This window comes from Bacillus sp. 205(2023), assembly GCF_037027485.1.
GTDB lineage: Bacteria > Bacillota > Bacilli > Bacillales > Bacillaceae > Bacillus > Bacillus halotolerans.
Map to the genome: position 1 here is coordinate 513,555 of NZ_JAXCHF010000001.1, position 22,625 is coordinate 536,179.

General features: G+C 42.0%; 17 protein-coding genes and 1 other RNA gene. 6 read left to right on the top strand and 12 right to left on the bottom strand.

Features of this window, described 5'->3' with window-relative positions; genetic code table 11:
• Positions 1–42: 42 nt before the first annotated feature.
• Positions 43–1,155 (top strand): two-component sensor histidine kinase DesK, encoded by a 1,113-nt coding sequence (gene desK / locus WA325_RS02220; protein WP_305934443.1) that lies wholly within the window; start codon positions 43–45, stop codon positions 1,153–1,155.
• Positions 1,156–1,173: 18 nt separating this feature from the next.
• Positions 1,174–1,773, top strand: a complete 600-nt coding sequence (gene desR / locus WA325_RS02225) for a two-component system response regulator DesR (RefSeq protein WP_044155563.1) — start codon at positions 1,174–1,176, stop codon at positions 1,771–1,773.
• Between the two features lie 398 nt (positions 1,774–2,171).
• On the opposite strand, the gene WA325_RS02230 is transcribed toward desR, so the two are convergent.
• From WA325_RS02230 to WA325_RS02265, 8 genes are all read right to left on the bottom strand, one after another.
• Positions 2,172–2,549 (bottom strand): sodium:solute symporter family transporter, encoded by a 378-nt coding sequence (locus WA325_RS02230; RefSeq protein WP_336183158.1) that lies wholly within the window; start codon positions 2,547–2,549, stop codon positions 2,172–2,174.
• An 869-nt stretch (positions 2,550–3,418) separates the two neighbouring features.
• Positions 3,419–4,282 carry a LysM peptidoglycan-binding and 3D domain-containing protein gene (locus WA325_RS02235; protein ID WP_336183159.1) on the bottom strand — a complete coding sequence of 288 codons (864 nt, stop codon included), beginning with the start codon at positions 4,280–4,282 and terminating at the stop codon, positions 3,419–3,421.
• A 236-nt stretch (positions 4,283–4,518) separates the two neighbouring features.
• Positions 4,519–6,306, bottom strand: coding sequence for a DNA helicase RecQ (gene recQ / locus WA325_RS02240; RefSeq protein ID WP_105992066.1), 1,788 nt, complete (start codon positions 6,304–6,306; stop codon positions 4,519–4,521).
• A 143-nt stretch (positions 6,307–6,449) separates the two neighbouring features.
• Positions 6,450–6,636: non-coding RNA, 6S RNA (gene ssrS / locus WA325_RS02245), on the bottom strand.
• Between the two features lie 231 nt (positions 6,637–6,867).
• Complete coding sequence (azoJ, locus tag WA325_RS02250) at positions 6,868–7,494, bottom strand: FMN-dependent NADH-azoreductase AzoJ (RefSeq protein ID WP_024121718.1); 627 nt, start codon at positions 7,492–7,494, stop codon at positions 6,868–6,870.
• 150 nt (positions 7,495–7,644) lie between these two features.
• Positions 7,645–8,136, bottom strand: a complete 492-nt coding sequence (locus WA325_RS02255) for a TraR/DksA family transcriptional regulator (protein WP_336183160.1) — start codon at positions 8,134–8,136, stop codon at positions 7,645–7,647.
• Between the two features lie 123 nt (positions 8,137–8,259).
• Positions 8,260–8,604, bottom strand: coding sequence for a PH domain-containing protein (locus WA325_RS02260; protein ID WP_024121720.1), 345 nt, complete (start codon positions 8,602–8,604; stop codon positions 8,260–8,262).
• Between the two features lie 384 nt (positions 8,605–8,988).
• Entirely contained in the window at positions 8,989–9,192 is a 204-nt protein-coding gene (locus WA325_RS02265; protein ID WP_024121722.1) for a DUF6501 family protein, read from the bottom strand.
• 228 nt (positions 9,193–9,420) lie between these two features.
• Between WA325_RS02265 and dhaS the strand changes: the two genes are divergently transcribed.
• The 3 genes from dhaS (at position 9,421) to WA325_RS02280 (ending at position 13,741) form a co-directional block, all read left to right on the top strand.
• Positions 9,421–10,908 carry an aldehyde dehydrogenase DhaS gene (gene dhaS / locus WA325_RS02270; RefSeq protein ID WP_105955029.1) on the top strand — a complete coding sequence of 496 codons (1,488 nt, stop codon included), beginning with the start codon at positions 9,421–9,423 and terminating at the stop codon, positions 10,906–10,908.
• 99 nt (positions 10,909–11,007) lie between these two features.
• Complete coding sequence (locus tag WA325_RS02275; protein WP_336183161.1) at positions 11,008–12,906, top strand: terpene cyclase/mutase family protein; 1,899 nt, start codon at positions 11,008–11,010, stop codon at positions 12,904–12,906.
• Entirely contained in the window at positions 12,896–13,741 is an 846-nt protein-coding gene (locus tag WA325_RS02280; protein WP_202853838.1) for a superoxide dismutase, read from the top strand. The genes WA325_RS02275 and WA325_RS02280 overlap by 11 nt, the downstream gene beginning before the upstream one ends.
• 31 nt (positions 13,742–13,772) lie before the next feature.
• Here WA325_RS02280 and WA325_RS02285 read toward each other — a convergent pair whose 3' ends face one another.
• On the bottom strand, positions 13,773–15,110 hold the full coding sequence (locus tag WA325_RS02285; protein WP_095713102.1) for a sodium-dependent transporter: 1,338 nt from the start codon (positions 15,108–15,110) through the stop codon (positions 13,773–13,775).
• 241 nt (positions 15,111–15,351) lie between these two features.
• On the opposite strand from WA325_RS02285, the gene WA325_RS02290 reads away from it, so the two are divergent.
• Positions 15,352–16,317, top strand: a complete 966-nt coding sequence (locus tag WA325_RS02290; RefSeq protein ID WP_105992063.1) for a bile acid:sodium symporter family transporter — start codon at positions 15,352–15,354, stop codon at positions 16,315–16,317.
• A 57-nt stretch (positions 16,318–16,374) separates the two neighbouring features.
• On the opposite strand, the gene odhB is transcribed toward WA325_RS02290, so the two are convergent.
• The 3 genes from odhB to WA325_RS02305 all read right to left on the bottom strand — a co-directional run bounded on the left by odhB (position 16,375) and on the right by WA325_RS02305 (position 22,623).
• On the bottom strand, positions 16,375–17,628 hold the full coding sequence (gene odhB, locus WA325_RS02295; RefSeq protein WP_105992062.1) for a 2-oxoglutarate dehydrogenase complex dihydrolipoyllysine-residue succinyltransferase: 1,254 nt from the start codon (positions 17,626–17,628) through the stop codon (positions 16,375–16,377).
• A gap of 15 nt (positions 17,629–17,643) precedes the next feature.
• Positions 17,644–20,478: a 2-oxoglutarate dehydrogenase E1 component gene (sucA, locus tag WA325_RS02300; RefSeq protein WP_059293273.1), complete on the bottom strand. Its 2,835-nt coding sequence runs from the start codon at positions 20,476–20,478 to the stop codon at positions 17,644–17,646.
• A 228-nt stretch (positions 20,479–20,706) separates the two neighbouring features.
• The gene (locus WA325_RS02305) at positions 20,707–22,623 is read right to left on the bottom strand and encodes a vWA domain-containing protein (RefSeq protein WP_105992061.1); all 1,917 of its coding nucleotides are present in this window, start codon (positions 22,621–22,623) and stop codon (positions 20,707–20,709) included.
• Positions 22,624–22,625 lie beyond the last annotated feature (2 nt).

The window sequence follows — 22,625 nt, forward strand, 5'->3', positions numbered from 1 at the left end:
AAAGTTACATTTAAGATGAAAAGCTGAAAATGAGGTTATATCATGATCAAAAAGCATTTTACATTTCAAAAACTAAGCGGGATCACGCCTTATATATGGACGATATTTTTCATCCTGCCCTTCTACTTTATATTTAAATCATCTTCTACATTTGTTATTATCGTCGGAATTATTTTGACGCTTTTATTTTTTTCGGTTTATCGATTTGCTTTTGTCTCAAAAGGCTGGGCCATTTATTTGTGGGCGTTTCTGCTAATCGGCATTTCAACCGCCTCCATTACGCTGTTCAGTTATATTTATTTTGCTTTTTTTATTGCGTATTTTATTGGAAACATAAAAGAACGCGTCCCTTTCCACATTTTATATTACGTACATTTAATAAGCGCAGCTGTCGCAGCGAATTTCAGTCTTGTGTTAAAAAAAGAATTCTTTCTGACACAAATTCCTTTTGTAGTCATTACCCTCATCAGTGCAATTTTATTGCCGTTCAGTGTCAGAAGCCGCAAGGAGCGCGAACGGCTGGAAGAAAAACTTGAATTTGCAAATGAACGGATTGCCGATTTGGTAAAATTAGAAGAAAGGCAGCGGATTGCCCGCGATCTCCACGATACACTTGGTCAAAAGCTTTCTCTTATCGGTTTAAAAAGCGACTTAGCGAGAAAATTAATATACAAAGATCCTGAACAAGCAGCGCGTGAGCTGAAAAGTGTTCAGCAAACAGCGAGAACTTCTTTAAATGAAGTAAGAAAAATCGTATCCTCTATGAAAGGCATCCGGCTCAAGGATGAAATCATAAACATCAAACAAATTCTCGAAGCAGCTGACATTACATTTATCTACGAAGATGAGAAAATACCCGAAAATATCTCATTGCTTAATGAAAATATTTTGAGCATGTGCTTAAAGGAAGCTGTCACAAATGTTGTGAAACACAGTCAGGCTAAAACATGCCGAGTTGATATTCAGGAGCTCTGGAAGGAAGTTGTTATTACAGTGTCTGACGATGGAACATTTCAAGGAAGAGACACGTGCTTTTCAAAAGGACATGGCTTACTCGGTATGAGAGAGCGTCTTGAATTTGCAAACGGGAGCCTCCACATCGACACCAAAAACGGAACCAAGCTTACCATGACGATTCCTAATAACTCAAAATAAACAAAAAGGATGGCTTACATGATTAGTATATTTATTGCGGAAGATCAGCAGATGCTGCTGGGCGCTTTAGGATCACTATTGAACTTAGAAGACGATATGAAAGTTGTCGGCAAAGGAACAACCGGACAGGATGCTGTCGAATTTGCAAAAAAACATCAGCCCGATGTATGCATTATGGACATTGAAATGCCCGGAAAGACGGGGCTTGAAGCTGCTGAGGAATTAAAGGATACAGATTGCAAAATTATTATCTTAACCACTTTTGCCCGCCCCGGCTACTTTCAGAGAGCCATTAAAGCCGGCGTTAAAGGCTATTTGTTGAAGGACAGTCCCAGCGAAGAGCTCGCGAGCGCCATCCGAAGCGTCATGAACGGAAAGCGTATCTACGCACCTGAGCTGATGGAGGATATGTATAGCGAGGCCAACCCTCTCACAGATAGAGAAAAAGAAGTGCTCGAACTTGTGGCTGACGGAAAAAACACAAAAGAAATCGCCCAAGAACTCAGCATTAAAAGCGGGACGGTGCGAAATTATATCTCCATGATTCTGGAAAAGCTTGAAGTGAAAAACCGTATAGAAGCCATTACGCGCTCAAAGGAAAAAGGCTGGTTTAAGTAAAAGAGGATCTTGGCATATGTCCAAGATCCTCTTTTGTTCATCTGCTACTCCCCACGCTGAAACAGGAAATATGTTGCCGCTCCAAGAATGAAAATAACACATGACGCCAGCTTGACGTGCTTCCATGGTGTAATATCAACCTGCGGGTCAGAATCAGGCTTGTATTCAATTTTGGAACCGCAGCAAATGCCGGTACTTTTTTCGTAAAGAAGCCACGGGCACATTAAAGAACCTGATCCTCTCATGAAGATTGTACTTGAAGGCATATCACACGAATCTTTCATAGACAGAAGAAATAGGAGTAAACACATGATCTACTCCTCTAATTAGTTTCTAGCCCCTTCACTTCTTCATAGTCTGGTGTTTTCTTTGATAAACCAAGGCGTCATTTTCGCTGTTCATTGTTCATTGGCATATCGTCCACCTCTTGATGATAGATGTATAGCTCTATGGCGCGTATAAAACAAATGGTGCGATGACATGGATACAATCCCGAGGGCCGCAACAAAAATGCGCCCTGATTTGACAATTTCACCTTTACTATCATCTAGCTTGAACATTGTCTTGTATATATTTAATGTAAACAAGGTAACTGTACTATTTAAAGCCCCACTGAAAGAGCTTAAAATCGCCATGAATAAAATAGCGGCAAAAACACCAGTAAGCAACGCTGGCAATAAGTCGACGATCAGTCGAGGGTATACAGTGCCAGCATTTCTATTCCGAAGCCATACAAATGAAAAGGCAGTCACTCCCGGAACAACTATATAATACACTCCGATCAGTTTAAAAACCTGCTAAAAAAGCCCCCTTCTGTCCTTCATCTGAATGTTTAGCGCCTAACGCACGCTGAACAAATTGCATGGTTCATAAATACAGGTGATTCACTAATAAACCTGTTAAAATCGTCGGCCAGAATACATCTGCCGAATTACGAATATCGATTTTATGTAATGCAGTCAGTCTTGCAATTCCCAAAGCTGCCATCTTCGACTGCAAGAACGCCGAGAACCACAATAAAAAAATCGTCTAAAATTAAACCAATTCCGTATATCACATCTGCTCAAAGCAACTGCTATCAGCCCGCCAAAAAAATGTAGCAGTCGTTACGCAATAATGAAGGAAATCAGCTAAACCGTCATGAACGTGCTCATGCCAAACGTCTCCGTAATGCGGAAGACAAGAGCCTTGAATACATCATTGTTGCTGGAATGAAACAGCATAACCTATGATCAAATCGCTGCTCCAAAAAATCAGGTATCGCCATGACTCCTGTTTTTAAGTAACGCGGGCGGCGCACTTGCTTCCCAAAACATGCTGTCATAGAGCCCGCGTAGCTTTGCCAATTTAACCTGCCATCAGCTCATTTGATAAATTCGTTATAAAAGCGAGCTTTCAATATATAAAACAGTGAGGCTCCTCCCCTAAGAAATAACGGTTAGAGTATGAACGATACAATAATCAAAGCAAAAGCCAGCAACACCTTCTGCAAAGACAGTAGATGACAGGAGCGTTTACCTTCTATTCATCGAAATCAGAAAGAGCACAATTTTTCTTTTATCAGCATATTATGTTTTACGTCTCTAAAAAAACAAAAAAAGGACACGAGCTTAGAGCTACATGTCCTTTATCTTCATCTATTCTATTAATTTAACACTTTTACACTTACTGTTCTGACGCCCCAATTATGTGCATCACTTTTGTTTGGTACAAATACGTCAATTTTATTTCCTTTTATTGCGCCGCCAGTGTCTGCTGCTGTTGCTTCTCCATAACCTTCAACATAGACTTTAGAACCTAGCGGAATCACGTTTGGATCAACCGCAATAACTTTAGCATTCGGGTTCTTGTTTAAGTCGATGCCTGTTGCTGTAACGCCGGAAATGCCGCCGTCGTTAGCAGAGTAAGCAGTAGCAGTAACAGTTAGTTCTTTTGCCGCTTCTTGTTGATTTGTATTAGATTCAACAGCCTTTTCTTCTGTTTTAACAGAAGTTTCTGCTGCAGCCTTTGTTTCTTGTTTTGGTTGCTGTTGAACAGCTTCTTGTTTAGGTTGCTCTTTTTGCACAGCCTCTTGTTTTGTTTCAGTTTGAGGTACGCTTGTTTGCGCATTCTCAGTCACTGTGTTTGCTGCTGTTGCCTGACCTTTTACTGAAAGTGCAGATCCAGCATAGATCATGTCAGAGCTTAAGTTATTCCAAACTTTCAGGTTGTTAACTGTCGTACCGAATTTTTGAGCAATCTTAGAAAGCGTATCTCCCGCTTTAATTGTATATTGCCCAGAAGTGGTTGTTTCTTCTGAAGAAATGGTCAGTTTTTCTCCCGCAATGATTGTATCAGAAGTTAACTTGTTCCATTCTTTTAGGTCCTTTAGGTTCACTCCGTTTTTCTGAGAGATCCCCCAGAGCGTATCACCCTTTTGCACCGTGATTTCTTTTGCAGAAGCGTGAGCTCCGAATGCAGTTGTTGAAAGTGCTGCAACTGCTACAAAGGACATAATCGTCTTCTTCATAAGTAAATCCTCCCTTGTTAGCTTTTTATTGGCGGCTAACAGGTGATATCGTAACACATGTAAATGTCAAATCAATAACAAAAAGATATGATTTAGATTACAGTTCCTTTACATGAAGGATTTCTCTCCGTTGGAAAGTCTTACTGAACCCTTGATATAATAGGCTTTTCAAGTCTTTTAAGTTCGGGTCAAAAAAAAGAAAAGAAAATGTGTTTTTCAAAGAAAAAAAGGTTGATTTATGCTTTTTTTGAGTCTGTCACCTGTACATAAGCTTGTATTTCTTCTAAAAAAAGCCGGCCATATTTTGCTCTTTTTTGTTCTCCGACTCCTTTTATAGACAAAAGTTCCTCATCATTTACAGGCTGTTTTCCTGACATATCTTTCAGCGTCTGATCAGAAAAAACGACAAAAGGCGGAACGCCCTGCTCCGCTGCAATTTGCTTGCGTAAGGTGCGCAGCCGTTCAAACAGCTCGTCATTTTCTGTAATGGCTTCTGCTTTTAATGTTTCTTTTCTCGCTACAGATAATTCGCCTCTCAGCACATTTCTCCCTTTGCCGCTTACAAAAAGAGTCGGAAATGTTCCATCTGACATCCTAATAAAGTCGTCAGCAATCAGAAATTCAATGAAGTCGCTGATTTCACCAACTGATTGGTGCTTTAATATTCCGTATGTTGAAAGGCTGCTAAAGCCGTTTTCGAGCACTTTTTTATTTTTTGATCCAGCGAGCACCTGGGCAACCATCGTCTTCCCAAAACGTTCATTCATGCGAATGATACACGATAAGACCATCTGCGCTTCTCTCGTCACGTCATGGGCTGTTCTTGTATCTGTGCAGTTTCCGCACTGTCCGCAGGCTTCAGCCTCCTTTTCTCCGAAATACATCAGAATAAATCGCTGCAGACAATCTTCCGTATGGCAGTAGTCAACCATTTGCCGCAGTTTTTTCAAGTCCTGCTTTTGCTTCTCTTCATTTTCCGATTGCTCGATTAAAAAGCGCTGCACCATAATATCCTGCGGAGAAAATAAAAGCACACATTCACTGTCGAGGCCATCCCGGCCAGCTCGTCCCGCCTCCTGATAGTAGCTTTCCATATCTTTCGGGATTTGGGCATGAAGAACAAACCTGATATTTGATTTATCGATGCCCATGCCGAAAGCAGATGTGGCAACCATGACCTGCAGCTCATCGTTCAGAAACCTTTCCTGCTGTTCTTTTCTGACTTCGTCCTGTAAGCCCCCATGATACCGCCCTGCGCTGATCTGATTTCGTTTTAATCGCTCATATATCCGATCTGCTTCTTTTCTTGTCGCGGTATAGACAATGCCTGCTTCATGTTTGTTTCTTTTTACATACTCTTCAATAAAACGATCTTTGTTTTCCCCTTTTGCAACTTTTAAAGTCAGATTGTCACGGGAGAAACCGGTATACACCGTATTTTCTTTTTGAATATGCAGCTGGCTGCATATATCATCATGCACCTCAGGTGTTGCTGTTGCCGTTAATGCCATGATGACGGGTTTGTCATTTAACTCACGAAACAGAATTTCAATGTTTCTGTAGCTTGGCCTGAAATCATGGCCCCATTGAGAAATACAGTGCGCTTCATCTATTGCTACTAAAGGAACGTCAATGCTTTGCAGAATACGAATAAATTCTGTTGACGTTAACCGCTCTGGTGTAATGTAAAAAAGCTTATAAGCTCCTTCTTTCAGCCCGTTCAGCCTTTCATATATCTCTTGATTGGTTTGCGTGCTGTTGATGTAAGCAGCTCTGATTCCCGCTTCTTCAAGAGCATCAACCTGATCCTTCATTAAGGAAATTAACGGTGAAATGACAATAGTTGTTCCTTCAAATATCAGTGCCGGAATTTGATAGCAAATTGATTTCCCCCCGCCCGTCGGCATGATGCAGGCCGTATTTTGTCTCGCTTCTGTCACCGAACGGATGGCTTCCTCCTGCCCTCTGCGCAGCTTTTCATAACCGAAATAATGCGCCAAAAGAGATTGGGCTTTATGTAACATAACGTGTAACCCTCGCTTTTCCTTCAATTTCTCCCATCATATCACAAAAAATAAACCTGCATTTCTTCTCGGATGGAAATTGAATTTTCGATATAAAAATCCTTTTTTAGATAAAATAAAAAGCCATTTCCATAAAGGAAATGGCTTTCGCTACATCTTGCCGTATGCAAGTAAGAAAGTTTTAAACCACCACTCCTCAAAGTGGGTGTTTGCAGAAACGTTCCTGTCGTCCTCTACAAAGGAGGCATGACATTCCGGCTTCGATATAAAACTCCCTATTACAGCTTAAAGGTTAAAACTTAATTAACAATACGTACAAAGTAGCTTCTTTTATATAGTACACCATCGGACATATTTAATCAAGGGGTAGATCAATTGTTCAGAAAAACTTTTTCCGTCCATAAAACTGTTTTTTTCGCTAATATATCTAATAATTCGACAAACAAAAAATATATTACGATAAAAAAACGGCGTTTTTTGACGGCAAGAAGTCATCGCTTTCTTCTATATAATATGTACACGCAAAAAAACTCCTATCTCACGGATAGGAGTCTTCATTCATTAAAATTTAACAGCAAGCTCTTTCGCTTCTTGTAAACCTTTTTCAACAATTTCTTGTGCTTTATCAGGCGCTGCATTATGTCCCTCGATGACAACTGTGTGCAAGTCTTGAACACCCCAGAAACCAAGAACTGTTTTCATGAAGTTTAATGACATTTCTAGTGAAGCCATTGGTCCTTCTGAATAAACGCCGCCGCGCGCGTTAAGAAGTGCAACTTTTTTGCCGCCCATTAAACCAACTGGTCCTTCTTGTGTGTATTTGAATGTAACGCCTGCGCGAGACAGATAATCCACATAAGTATGAAGCACTGCTGGCACTGTAAAGTTCCAAAGCGGGAATGCGAACACCACTTTATCAGCTTTTACAAATTGGTTCAGATATTTGTCAGCTGTTGCAGCTTGTTTTTTCTCTTCCTCAGTCATTTCCATACCTTGACCTGCTTTAAATGTTCCGTTAATCATATCTCTTCCAAGGTAAGGAAGGTTTTCTTTATGAAGATCTAATTCAATCACTTCATCATTAGGGTTGTTTTCTTTATATGCAGCTAGAAATGCTTCGTATAGTTTAACTGAAACACCTTCTTCAGCTGTACGGTCACTTGATTTTACAAATAAAACTGTAGACATTTGTATTCCTCCCGGTAAACTTTTTATATTAACTTACAAATAGTATGTTACTTTCTTTTTTATGCAAAGTCAATCACTTTATTTCGAATATGAGATTTTTTCATAAAAAAAAGCAAGTACACTTCATATCGGTGTACTTGCTTGCCATTTTCAGTTTGAATCCTGCTCACGATCTAAAATCTCATACGTTTGAGAGCTTTTTTGATCAATTGTTTCTTTATTAGATAGATCTTTGACCTGTTCATGAAACTCCCTTTCGACTGACGGAGCATCCGTTTCCAAGTCATCCTCTATATCAGCTTGGGCTTCCACTGTCATTCTTGCGTACGGAACAGCTTCCAATCTTTCGTATGGAATGTCTTGACCTGTTTTTTCACAAATGCCGTACGTTCCGTCTTTTATCTTTTGTAAAGCGTGATTAACTTCCTCCAAAAGCTCCCGGTCTATTTCTTTTACCGTTTGGTCTGTCATGCGGTCGGTTACAAGTGTTCCGTGGTCAGCCATATGGTTATCGACCCCATTAGACAGCTCTCCTACTTCTTCAGTCATTGATTGTGTTTTCTTTTTTTCGCCAGACAATTCTTTTTGCATATCAAGCAATTTATGGTAGAGATGCTGAGTTTGTTCTTTAGTCAGTGCCATGTGTATCCTCTCCTTTTTTTCTCTGTTCCCAGTTTTGAATACTGACAAACCAAAAAAAGTGTTTTTATGGCACAAAAAAAAGCCAAACCATTCTTTGGAGACGGCTGGCCTCAGTCAGTTTATTCAGCTGCATAAATACTTTGTCAGCACCGCTTGCACTTCGCTTAAATCGGTATCTTTCGCAAATTCTAATTCAAAGGTTTTGCTTCTTGTCATTAATAAAAGTCCAGTATCGGGATCAAACATTCCCGCTTCTTGAATGGCAAAGCTTTCAATCGTTTTATATGGAAGAAATACACGAACCTTCTTTTTAGAAAACACCTTATTATCAAAGAAAATGATACGTTTGTTTGTAAAGCAAATTTGGTCAACCCGGAGCTTATAAATCGATTCTATTCTTTCCCCTTCAACGAGCAAAGCTTCAAGCTTCTTTGCGTCAGTTGATCTGCTAACAGAAAAAATACCCAATGAAGAACCCCTCTTTCTGCATTTATCTATTTTTCATATGACGAGATTACATTAAATAAAATAAGTCCTTTATCCCTATATAAGAATACGACATAGAAGACATTTAAACCATTACGAACAGATTACATTTTTCAAATTTTTGATTTGTTTCTTGTCTTTTGAATTGTTGTCATCATGTAGTACGCACCAAAAGAGAAAAAAGTTTCATTTTTCGCAAATATTTTTTGAAAAATGAGTTTTTTAACGTTTCTTTTGTGTATCTGTTTTATTTTCCCTTTTTGAATCAAAGAAGAACCGCAGCTAAGCTGCGGTTCTTTGCATAACCATCCGTATCTTCAATTGTGACATCTTCTGTTTCTTCTCCCTCAGGAATTCGATCGGTGATTATACCTCTTCAAAATATTCTTTATAGTAACCGCCGATTTTATTTGTATTATCGACGACAAACAGAAATTCCTCTGTTTCATTCTTCACTTCATATTCTTTCCCTGGAGTTAATACGCGATTTACAATGTATTTTTTTGCGTTTGTCTGAACACACTTTACTTTTTTAATGGTTTCTTTTTCAAGCCAATTTTTATGTATCATGATGAAATCTCCTTTACTTGTCTATAAGCCTATTGTAGCTTTTTTCTTTTATAAATTGCAATATCGGTTATTCATTGATTTTGCCTTGTTTTCTAGTATAGAATGTTTGTATACGCTTACTTCCACAGTAACGATCACAGCTAATTCCTGCTCTTCAATGAAGCAATATCCATTCTATCACCAAGAATCTCAGAACAGACCATAAAAATGACTGGAGGTTTGTTACGAATGAGTTCTTTAACGATGCAAGTGAGTAAAAGGCTGGAGACATTTTTACAGGGAACAAAGAAGCTTTATATTGATGGAAAGTTTGTTCCGAGTGCCTCAGGGGCAACCTTTGACACGCCCAACCCGGCGACAGGCGAAACCTTAATGACGCTGTACGAAGCCCAGGCAGAGGATGTGGACAAAGCCGTTAAAGCTGCCCGCAAAGCCTTTGATCAAGGCGAGTGGAGAACAATGTCTCCAGCAACGAGAAGCAGACTAATGTATAAGCTGGCAGATTTAATGGAAGAGCATAAAACTGAGCTTGCTCAGCTTGAAACCCTTGATAACGGAAAACCAATAAACGAAACAACAAATGGAGATATCCCGCTGGCTATTGAGCATATGCGCTATTACGCCGGCTGGTGTACAAAAATAACAGGGCAGACAATCCCTGTTTCCGGCTCCTATTTTAATTATACACGCCATGAGCCTGTCGGCGTCGTCGGGCAAATCATCCCGTGGAATTTCCCGCTTCTTATGGCGATGTGGAAAATGGGTGCGGCTCTTGCAACCGGCTGTACCATTGTGCTTAAGCCTGCTGAGCAAACCCCGCTTTCAGCTCTTTATTTGGCTGAGTTAATTGATAAAGCCGGTTTCCCCGACGGTGTCATCAATATCATTCCTGGATTCGGTGAGAATGCGGGAGAAGCACTTACCAACCATGAAGCGGTTGATAAAATTGCCTTTACCGGATCAACAGAAATCGGAAAGAAAATCATGGGCACGGCGGCAAAAAGCATTAAGCGGGTCACCCTGGAACTGGGCGGAAAATCACCTAATATCCTGCTCCCGGATGCGAATTTGAAAAAAGCCATTCCAGGCGCTTTAAACGGTGTCATGTTTAACCAAGGCCAAGTCTGCTGTGCGGGCTCACGCGTCTTTATTCATAAAGACCAGTATGATGAAGTTGTCAATGAGATGGTGTCTTATGCTGAATCACTCCGCCAAGGAGCCGGACTTCATAAAGATACCCAAATCGGCCCGCTCGTGAGCAAGGAGCAGCATGAACGTGTTCTTTCTTATATTCAAAAAGGGAAAGATGAAGGAGCTAAAGCTGTCACTGGCGGAAGCTGCCCTTATGAAGAAGGATACTTTGTCGCGCCGACTGTGTTTGCGAATGTGGAAGACGATATGACCATCGCTAAAGAAGAAATTTTCGGACCAGTCCTGACGGCCATACCATATGAAACAGTGGATGAAGTCATTGAACGAGCTAACCATTCTGAATACGGACTTGCTGCCGGACTATGGACCGAGAATGTAAAACAAGCCCATTATATCGCAGATCGTCTTCAAGCCGGGACTATCTGGGTAAACTGCTATAATGTGTTTGACGCAGCTTCCCCATTCGGCGGTTATAAACAATCCGGACTCGGAAGAGAAATGGGTTCATATGCTCTAGATAACTACACAGAAGTCAAGAGTGTATGGATTAATCTTGAGGACTAAAAGGTTTTTCAAAAAAACTGCTGCCAGTCAGCAGTTTTTTTCTTTCAGTAATGGCGGCAAAAGCAGATGAATATATATCTTCTGAAGGAGTTGAGCGGGATGAGCACACTTCAGGAGAAGGTGAGGCGCTATCAGCAAAACACCATTTCAGAGCTGAAAGATAGGCAAAATGATGACGGTTCTTGGACATTTTGCTTTGAAGGGCCAATCATGACGAATTCTTTTTTTATTCTGCTCCTCACCTCACTTGATGAAGGTGAAAATGAAAAAGAACTCATTTCGGCGCTTGCAGCCGGCATTCGCGAAAATCAGCAGCCAGACGGAACGTTTAACAATTTTCCTGACGAAACAGGCGGCAATATAACAGCTACCGTCCAAGGATATGTCGGAATGCTGGCTTCAGGATGCTACCATCGAACTGATCCGCACATGAAAAAAGCTGAACAATTCATTGCATCACATGGCGGCTTGAGAAATATTCATTTTATGACAAAATGGATGCTTGCAGCAAATGGCCTTTACCCTTGGCCCGCTTTATATTTGCCATTGTCGCTTTTAGCAATTCCCCCAACATTCCCGGTTCATTTTTATCAGTTCAGCACATATGCCCGTATACACTTTACCCCAATGGCCGTAACACTCAATCAGCGATTCACACTAAAAAACCGCAAAATTCAATCTCTCCGCCACCTCGACCCGCACATGACAAAAAATCCTTTGACTTGGCTCCGTTCCGATGCTTTCGAGGAGAGAGACCTCTCTTCTGTTCTGACTCATTGGAAGCGCATTTTTCGTGCACCCTTTGCTCTTCAGGAGCTGGGCTTACACACAGCTAAAACGTATATGCTTGACCGGATTGAAGAAGACGGCACACTGTACAGTTATGCAAGCGCCACAATATTTATGGTATACAGCCTTCTGTCACTTGGTGTGTCACGCCATTCACCGGTTATCCGAAGGGCAATAAATGGCATCAAAGCATTGGTGACTGAATGCGGCGGCATTCCTTATTTAGAAAATTCCACATCCACTGTTTGGGATACTGCATTAATCACCTATGCGCTTCAGCAAAACGGTGTTGCCGAAACAGATGGTACAATTACAAAAGCCGCTTCTTTTTTACAAAAGCGGCAGCATACCAAGATAGCAGATTGGTCTGTCAAAAATCCAAATGTATCTCCAGGAGGCTGGGGATTTTCAAATATCAACACGAATAACCCTGATTGTGACGACACCGCAGCCGTCTTAAAAGCAATTCCCCGCAACTTCTCTCCTTCTTCTTGGGAGCGAGGTGTGGCTTGGCTTTTATCGATGCAGAACAATGATGGAGGGTTTTCCGCCTTTGAAAAAAATGTGAACCACCCTCTTATCCGCCACCTCCCGCTTGAATCCGCCGAGGATGCGGCTGTTGATCCCTCAACCGCCGACCTCACCGGGCGTGTGCTGCACTTTTTAGGTGAAAAAGCCGGCTTTTCAGTAAAACATCACCACATTCAGCGTTCTGTGAACTGGCTTTTTGAAAACCAGGAACATAATGGATCTTGGTACGGACGATGGGGTGTTTGCTACATTTATGGCACATGGGCTGCCTTGACCGGTATGCACGCCTGCGGAGTTGTTCGAACACATCCTTCGATACAAAAGGCAATCCGGTGGCTCAAAACCGTACAAAATGATGACGGCAGCTGGGGTGAATCCTGCAAAAGCGCGGAGGTCAAAACCTATGTGCCGCTTAAAGAAGGAACCATTATACAAACTGCATGGGCTTTAGATGCTTTATTGCAATATGAAAAACCCAGTCATCCAGCAATTGTAAAAGGAATGAACTACCTCATGGACAGCAGTTCTCATGACGGTAGAAGCTTGACTTATCCAGTGGGTATCGGGCTGCCAAAGCAATTTTATATTCGGTACCATAGTTACCCTTATGTGTTCCCTTTGCTGGCTGTCAGCAAGTATTTGAATTCTATTGAAAAGGAGACAGCAAATGAAACGTGAATCTTATCAAACCGAGATGTTCAATTGGTGTGAAGCCTTAAAAGATCAGATTCAAAAACGAGGACAGCTTGATCAATATGAGGATCAAATCGAAAAGATGATTGAAGCGCTGGAGGATGACCAGACAACAGAAGAAGAGTGGTATCAGCAGGCCTCCTCACTCTATCGTAATATTACACAATCAGAAGAAACAGGTGAAAGACGTGCCTTCGTTCCTATAGGAAAACATGTTCTCCCAAAGCTTCCGTATAAGTACTCCGCTTTAGAACCTTATATTTCACGTGATATTATGGTGCTTCATCATACAAAGCATCATCAAAGCTATGTTGACGGACTGAATAAAGCAGAATTGGAGCTTAAGAATGCCAGAGCTTTAAAGAACTATGACTTAATCACTCATTGGGAAAGAGAGCTGGCATTTCATGGAGCTGGCCATTATTTGCACAGTATTTTTTGGTTTTCTATGCATCCAAACGGAAAAAGACGTCCTACTGGAGCATTGTTTCAAATGATCGATCTTTCATTTGGAAGCTATTCGGCCTTTAAGGAGCATTTTACCCAAGCTGCAAAAAAAGTGGAGGGTGTCGGCTGGGCCATTCTTGTCTGGTCCCCTCGTTCCGGACGGCTTGAGATTTTAGCCGCAGAGAAGCACCAGCACTTCAGCCAGTGGGATGTTATCCCTCTTTTGCCGCTTGATGTATGGGAACATGCTTACTATTTGCAATATAAAAATGACCGCGGGAGCTATGTTGATCATTGGTGGAATGTAGTCGATTGGCGTGAAGCCGAAAAACGTTTTGAACAGGCAAAAGAAGTTGTATGGAAACTCTATTAAAAAAGCCCCCTTTTCCAGGGGGCTTCATTTTTTAAAAAACACCTAATACATGTAAAAATACAATAATGATTGCAACAGGTGAAAGATAACGTATTAGCAGAAGCCAAACCGCAAACCACTTTCGCTTGAGGTTTGAGCCGCTTTTCAGCTCGTTAAACAAATCCTCTTTCGGTATTTTTAACGGTACAAAGATAGAAATCAATAACGCTCCTAACGGCATTAAAATATTGCTGACCAGAAAATCAGCTGCGTCAAAAATAGACATGTGAAAAATGGTAACATCACTTAAAACCCCGTATGATAACGCAGACGGTACGCCGACCAGAAAGATAGCAATCCCGCCGATCCAGGCAAATCGTTTTCTTTTACTAACATCGCCTTTAGAAAGCACAGCGACCAAAATTTCAAGCATTGAAAAGGCAGAGGTCAGTGCCGCAAATAAAAATAGAATTAAAAATGCTAATAAAAAGACAATTCCGAACGGCATTTGATTAAACACAGTCGGCAGCACATTAAATAACAGAACAGGCCCTTGATCCGGTTTGAGACCGAATGAAAAAACAGCTGGAAAGATCGCGATGCCCGCCATAATGGCGACAAGGACATTCAAAACCGTAACAGATACAGCAGACTGCACCAGATTTTCTTGTTTCTCTAGATAAGCACTATACGTTACCATTACAGATACACCGACACTTAATAAGAAGAAGGACTGGCCCATCGCATATAATATCGTATTGGCGTCAATCGCAGAGATATCAGGTGTCAGGAAAAACTTAATACCTTCTATCGCTCCATGAAGTGTAACTGAACGCACCATTAAAATGATAAATAATATAAAAAGCGCCGGCATTAAAATTTGGCTTGCTTTTTCAATTCCGCTGCTTACACCTTTTGCGACAACTAAAATTGTGACCAGCATAAACAGCAGCTGGCCTCCTACAGCCAAATAAGGATTTGAAATAGTATTCGCAAACAGCGTATCAAATCCTGACGTATGCGATAAACCGCCGGTAAAGCCTTTAAAAATGTAATTTAAAATCCATCCGCCGACGACGCTGTAGAATGATAACAGAATAAAGCACGTCGCCATGCCCAAATAGCCTATCCAATGCCACTTAGACCCTGGAGCAAGAGATTTATAGGATTGGACGGCATCTTGCTGTGTTTTTCTGCCTATGATGAATTCACCGAGCAATAATGGCAGTCCGATTAAAATTGTAAATAAAATAAAAATAAATAAAAACGCGCCTCCTCCGCTGGTGCCTGCTACATATGGGAATTTCCATATTGCACCGAGACCGATAGCCGATCCAGCCGCAGCTAAAATAAAGCCCAGCTTCGAAGACCATTGATTAGCTTCCTTCACCCTATCACTCCTATTTTCCAAAACACTTTAAAGGTTCATTGTAAGAATATCTACCTATATAGTCAAGAATATTTTGATTAGTTTACATAATATATTTATCATCTATCTCCATGAATATATCAGAATACAGTCAATCTATCAATATTGAATTATTCAGAAAATTAATTATAATAGGGGAATACCAAAAAAATCTGTAAGGATTTCTGCTGGAGTTCTTGATCAGTGTATGAGGAGTGTTTTTATGGAAAACATCAGAAAGATAAGTCATTTCGCGGGACAAACCTTCGGAATCTGGGTCATTGTTTTTGCCGTGCTCGGATTTTCTTTCCCGTCATTATTTTCTTGGATCAGTTCTTATATTACGATTTTTCTTGGCATTATTATGTTTGGAATGGGGCTCACACTGCAAACCGATGATTTTAAAGAGCTGATCAGAAAACCTTTGTACGTCATTATCGGCGTGATTGCCCAATATACGATTATGCCGCTTGTTGCTTTCGGCTTAGCATATGGCCTGCATCTCCCCTCGGAAATCGCGGTAGGCGTTATTCTCGTTGGCTGCTGTCCCGGTGGAACTGCCTCTAATGTCATGACATTTTTAGCAAAAGGCAATACGGCCCTGTCTGTTGCCGTCACAACGATTTCCACCTTGTTGGCACCGATTTTAACGCCGGTTTTGATTATGCTGTTTGCCAAGGAATGGCTGCCTGTCTCACCTGGCTCGTTATTTATTTCGATTTTGCAGGCTGTATTGATTCCAATCATTGCAGGCCTAATCGTCAAAATATTTTTCAAAAAACAGGTCGCAAAAGCCGTTCATGCCCTGCCGCTTGTTTCAGTCATCGGTATCGTTGCCATTGTGTCAGCTGTTGTAAGCGGCAACCGGGAAAACCTGCTTCAATCAGGTTTGCTTATTTTTTCAGTAGTTATCCTGCACAACGGGTTTGGATATTTACTGGGATTTCTTTGTGCAAAGCTGTTAAAAATGGATTATGCGTCTCAAAAAGCAATTGCAATTGAAGTCGGCATGCAAAACTCAGGGCTTGGCGCAGCACTTGCCACGGCACATTTTTCACCGCTATCTGCCGTTCCGAGCGCGATTTTCAGCGTATGGCACAACCTTTCGGGCTCCCTGCTCGCTACATATTGGTCTAAAAAAGGTAAGAATCCAAAAGAAGATTCAAACAGCACAGAACTGTCTCTTTAACATTCTATTGTATATAAAAAGGTACATCACGTTTATCCGTGATGTACCTTTTTTGTTTTATCCCTCTAACAAAAGCTGTTCAGGATCTTCTAGTAAGTTTTTAATTGTGACAAGGAATCCAACTGCTTCTTTACCATCTACGATCCGGTGATCATAAGATAATGCAATATACATCATCGGACGGTTTTCGAAACGCTCTTCATCAATTGCGACAGGGCGCAGCTGAATCTTATGCATACCCAGGATACCAACTTGAGGGCTGTTTAAAATCGGTGTCGACATGAGTGAACCGAAAGTCCCTCCGTTTGTAATTGTAAATGAGCCTCCTTGCAGCTCACCAAGGGTCAATTTATTGCTTCTCGCTTTTTTCGCAAGCTCGCCGATTTCTTTTTCAATGCCTGCAAATGTCAGGCGGTCTGCATCACGTACAACTGGAACGACAAGTCCTTCCTCAGCTGCGACAGCGATTCCGATATCATAGAATTTTTTAACAATCAGCTCATCGCCTTGAATTTCTGCATTCAAGAGCGGATATTTTTTCAAAGCAGCTACAACAGCTTTTGTAAAGAAAGACATAAAGCCGAGCTTCACTTCATTTTGCTCAAAGAATTGGTCTTTGCGGCGTTTTCTAAGATTCATAACAGCCGTCATGTCAACTTCATTAAATGTAGTCAGCATCGCAGATGTTTGCTGTACTTCGACTAGACGTTTTGCGATTGTCTGTCTGCGGCGTGACATTTTTTGCACTTCAACAGGCTTTTCAAAGCTTTGCTGTGTTTTTTGAGCCTGCGGCTGCTGTTTTTGCTGAGGAGCTGGTTTCGCCGCCGGTTTTTCATACGCCTCAACATCCTGTTTGCGCACTCTTCCAAGCGGGTCGCCAGTCGGAACCTGAGACAGGTCAATCCCTTTCTCTCTCGCCAGCTTACGGGCAGAAGGAGATGCGATTGTTCTTGATTTTGCTTCAGTTTGCGCTTCCTGGCTCACTTCTTGCGCCGCTGGTTCAGCTTTCTTTTCTTCTTTTTCACTTTCTTTGCTTTCAGCCTTCTCTGAAGGAGCAGGGGCAGAACTTTCACCCGCGCCTTCTGTAATGGTACCGATAATTTCTCCAACTTGGACGGTATCACCCGAATCTTTCAATACCTCTTGCAGAACACCCGATTCTTCTGCTGTCAATTCAACATTTACTTTATCCGTTTCAAGTTCAAGCAGATATTCACCCTGTTCTACATAATCACCGGGCTGCTTTAACCATTGGGCTATTGTTCCTTCTGAGATTGATTCTGCTAATTCAGGTACCTTAATTTCCGCCATTTTTTCATTTCCCCCTTAGTTTTTGCGAGTCAAGCTATCAGATACAATACGTTCCTGTTCTTTTTTATGAACTGTCGGATCTCCCTCTGCAGGACTGGATCGTCTTCTTCGTCCAATATATTGAACGCTTACTCCTTCTGGTGCAAGTTCTGTCAAATAAGGGCTGATGTAGCTCCAAGCCCCCATGTTCTGCGGCTCTTCCTGAACCCAAACAATTTCTTTAAGGTTCGGAAGCTTTGCAAATAATTCTTTGACTCCTTTTGCAGGGAATGGATACAGCTGTTCAATTCTCGCAATGTGAAGCCACTCTTTCCCGTCTTCTAACTTGTTGAAATGATCGCTGATGTCTATAGATACTTTACCGCTGGATAATACGAGCCGCGTTACTTTTTCATACTCATGAGAAAGTCCTGACTGTTCGTAAACAGGCTGGAAGCGGCTTTCACTGAGCTCCTGCACTTCGGAAACGGTATTCGGATTGCGCAGAAGGCTCTTCGGCGTCATGATGACGAGCGGACGAATTTCCTCACGCAGCAGCATTTTAGCCTGTCTTCTTAATATATGAAAATATTGAGCGGCGCTTGTCAGGTTGGCAACCGTCCAGTTGTTCTCAGCAGCTAGCTGCAGGAACCGCTCGATTCTACCGCTTGAATGCTCAGGGCCCTGTCCCTCATAACCGTGCGGCAGCAGCATCACTAATCCGGATTTTTGGCCCCATTTTGCTCGTCCGGCAGAAATAAATTGGTCAAAGTACACTTGAGCAGCATTGGCAAAATCCCCATACTGCGCTTCCCAAAGGACAAGTGTTTCAGGTGAATACACATTATAGCCGTATTCAAAACCGAGTACAGATCCTTCAGACAGCGGGCTGTTATGAACGGCAAATGATGTGTCACAATCTGACAAATGGTGCAGCGGCACAAATTCCTTGCCTGTCTCACTGTCGTGAAGCACAAGGTTTCTTTGAGCAAACGTTCCGCGCTCAGAATCCTGTCCTGTTAATCGAATCGGTGTTCCGTCTTTCAGAATGGAAGCAAACGCGAGAGATTCAGCCAATGACCATTCCACTTTTCTGTCATCATCAAACGCCTTGGCCCGTCTTTCCAAAATGCGTTTTAGCTTACCGAATACATTAAACGACTCCGGCCAATTGACCAGTTCGCCATTCAGCTTGCGGAGCACATCAAAATCAATAGATGTATCTACATCCGGAAAGCCGTTTGAAACAGGTTCCGGAAGTTCTATTTCACTGGCGATATGTTCCTTTTTAGCCGGCACTTTTTGATAAGCGTCTTCTATGCGTTTCGTTACCGACTTTTCAATGTTTTGAACAACTTCCTCGGTAAGCACCCCTTCTTTAACGAGCTTTTCCGCGAAAATATGTTTGACAGTCGGATGCTTTCTTACAGCGTCATACAGCATCGGCTGAGTAGTTGACGGCTCATCCATTTCATTGTGTCCGTAGCGTCTGTACCCGATCAAGTCAATCAGAAAGTCCTTGTTGAATGTTTTTCGGTATTCTACCGCAAACTTAACAGCTGAAAGACAGGCTTCAGGATCATCCGCATTTACGTGAACAATCGGAATTTCATAGCCCTTCGCCAGGTCACTGGCATAGTTTGTTGATCTTGATTCAGCGCTTTCTGTTGTGAATCCGATCATGTTATTGGCGATAATATGAATCGCACCGCCGACTTGATACCCTTTTAAAGAGCTTAAATTCAATGTTTCAGCTACAATTCCTTCCCCGGGGAACGCAGCGTCTCCATGAATTAAAATCGCAAGTGATTTTGTTTCATCCTGAACCGGATATCCGCTTTGTGTTCTAGTTTCCTGCGCCGCTCTTGTGCTGCCTTCAACAATCGGATTAATAAATTCCAAGTGGCTCGGGTTATTCGCCAGCGTAATGCGCGCTGACTTCGTTTCAGCGTCATGAAGCTCACGGTTCGCTCCCAGATGATATTTGACATCCCCCGTCCATCCGTAGCTGATGCCGATTGATCCTTCAGACGGGACAAGATCTTTGTTCGGCGCGTGCTGGAATTCTGAGAATATGATTTCATACGGTTTGCCCAGCACATGTGCCAGCACATTCAGGCGGCCCCTGTGCGCCATACCGATGTTGACGCTCGTTGTACCTGATTTGACAGATTGTGCAATAATGTCATCAAGCACTGGAACGAGAGCGTCCAGACCCTCAATTGAAAAACGCTTCTGCCCGACGAAGGTCCGGTGTAAAAATTGCTCGAATCCCTCTACTTCCATCAGTCTCTCCAGCACAGCTGACAGCTTTTCAGCTGAGTTCTTTTGGAACAATTCACCGGATTCAATCTTTTGAGTCAGCCACTCGCGCTCTTTAAAGTCGTGTACATGATCAAATTCAAATGAGATGGTTCTTTTATACGTATTTCGTAAATATTGAATGGCTTCTAAACCGTTCGTAATGTTTGTAGGAGCGTCTTTACAAATGACCGACGCAGGTATTTCTTTTATTTCCTCTTCTGTTAGCCCGTAATCGGATAATGGAAAGAGCTCGCTCTTTTTCCCATCCTTTCTGAGCGGATTGACGGAAGCGTTCAAATGGCCATAGGTTCGTATATCTTCTGCAAGTCTGATTGCTGATGCGATCTTTTGTATCAGATCGGCTGTAACACGTCCCTTTTCTTTTGTTCCCGATGCCTCTTTTATATCGCTTGGAGGAGCTCCGAGTTCGTCGAACATTTCCTTCAGATCCGGATCAATGCTGTTCGGATCCTGAGTGTACTGATCGTAAAGCTCCAGCGCATAGCCGAGGTTCGGACCGTAAAAATCTTCCCAATTCATTCGTTGTTTCATATTATTTTGAAACATTTGAATATTACCCCCAACCTAGATAATCAAGTGATTTATTCACTATCTTAAAATAACTTTCGAACGCTGTGTCCAAAATTATGTAATAAAAACGCTTCCAACGATATTTTACCACTGTTTGCAATTTGATTCTACCTTGATTGTTCACAAAATAGTAAAAAACCTTTATAAAAAACAAAAAATTTAATCATTTAAAAAAAGAAACGCCAAAAAGCATAGAATAAAGGGTTATCCTATGCTTTTATGGAGCAGTTTTTTAAGAAGCGGATACAGTACATCCGGAAGCTGATCGACATCCGGGACAAATATACTGAACTTCCCGTACATATCCTGTATTGTTTTCATTTGTGATTCTTCAATTTCCGAGTTGGAGAGAAAAACATTTATGACTTCTATTCCTCTTTTTCGAGCTTCGATAACTGCTTCACTTGTATCGACAATTCCATTTTGCTCATAACCAAATGCGGCCGGCTCTCCGTCAGAGAACACGATTAAGAATTTTTGCGCCTCGCTCCGCTGCAGCATTTTTTTCGTCATTTGCCTGATCGCATAGCCGTCACGGTTGTCTTCCTCAGGTTCAAGCTGCATTATCGCCGGTCCCGCCGCCTGTCTTAAGGATGACTGAAATGGAATTACCGTATTAAAATAGTTCGGCTGACTCGTTTCGGTCGCATCGTTTGTATCCTCCCAGAAACCGACAATTTGATGCGGGACTGCTACCGACTTCAGGGCTTCGTGAAACAATACGATTCCCCTCTTCGTTTCATCCATTTTGTCGAACATGCTTGCTGAACAGTCGACCAGCAATGTGAAAACAGCGTCAATTTCTGAAGAAGGCTCTTGTTTTTTGTAAAAAAGACGCGGATTCCGCTCCGTAAAATAACGGAGAAGTTTGTTGTTCAGACGGCCCGCGTGAAGATCAGTCCTTGGCAGCGTTTTTTTGTGTTCAAGCGTTTTTTGAATCATCTGTTTCAAACGCTTCTGATACGATTCGATCGATTTTGCCTGCTGTTTATAAGAAAGCTCTTCATCTTGTGTTGCAGGCTGCGGTTCTTTATAAATCGCAAACGCGAATTTATTTTCCTTTCCGTCGGCAAGACCCGCGCCGTTCGGCTGGTCTTTTTTGGACTCCAGCGCTTCCAGTTTGGAATAGTCTTTTCGTTTTGTCTGTCTGGCTGAACCTTGAACAGAGCCGAGGGCCTGGTCTCCATCGTCCCCTTCACGAGAAGCATCTTTTCCTAAATCGGATTTTGCGCCGTGTTCAATATCAAATTGAAGGAAGCTTTTAGACGGCGCTTCTGTTTCACGGTGCCAGGTCGGCATTTCTTCATCGTGAATATCTTCATCGCCGTCTGACTTTTTCGGAAGCGTTATGTCATCACTCAGCTTCGGCGCTTTTTTCTCTTCTTCAAATAACGGCTGCTCTGCAGCCTTTGCATAATCTAACTCAGGCAAAAAGAAGTAGGTATTCAGCATGTCTTTATCAAGCACCTCTTCAAGTCCGTCCATGATATCTTCGACAATTTTCAGAACGTGATGTGTAGAATCAGCTTCATACACACGCAAGAGCTGCTGTTCGATAAACGGACGCATCAGATCAATATCATCACGCATAGACGGGATGGCTTCCAGAGGCGATTCCGCCGTCAGCTTGACATACATGGCGCAAAAGAGCGCATCTGTAAAAATGCTTCGTTCTAAATTTAAAGTCAGCTGCGTGGAGAAATGTTTTCTGTACATGTCTTTTCGTTTTGCAAATACATGCTTTGTACCAGGACGCTCGTGTTTGATACACTCTTCAATTCTGATGTCCTCAAGCAGCATAAACAGCTGTTTGGCAAAGCTTTTGTACGTAAGATTGTGCTGGATATAATTCAAAAGGCTCGCAAACTCTTGCAGCGAGCTGTATTTTGTTCCGACTGATCGAAGGTAGACATCGCTTTTGAGACCTGCTTCCATATCTTCAGCTGCTCTGTCCTTCCAAAAGTGGCTCATGTAGATTTTTTTTTCAAATGGGTTGTAGTAGGACTGAACGCCATACTCCACTTCCACTGCCTCACTTTTGGTGAGCGTTTTGGCCAAATCGGTCAGCATCATAAATAAAAACGAGTCAATTGTGCTGTCATTAAATTTGATAAATTTCATCG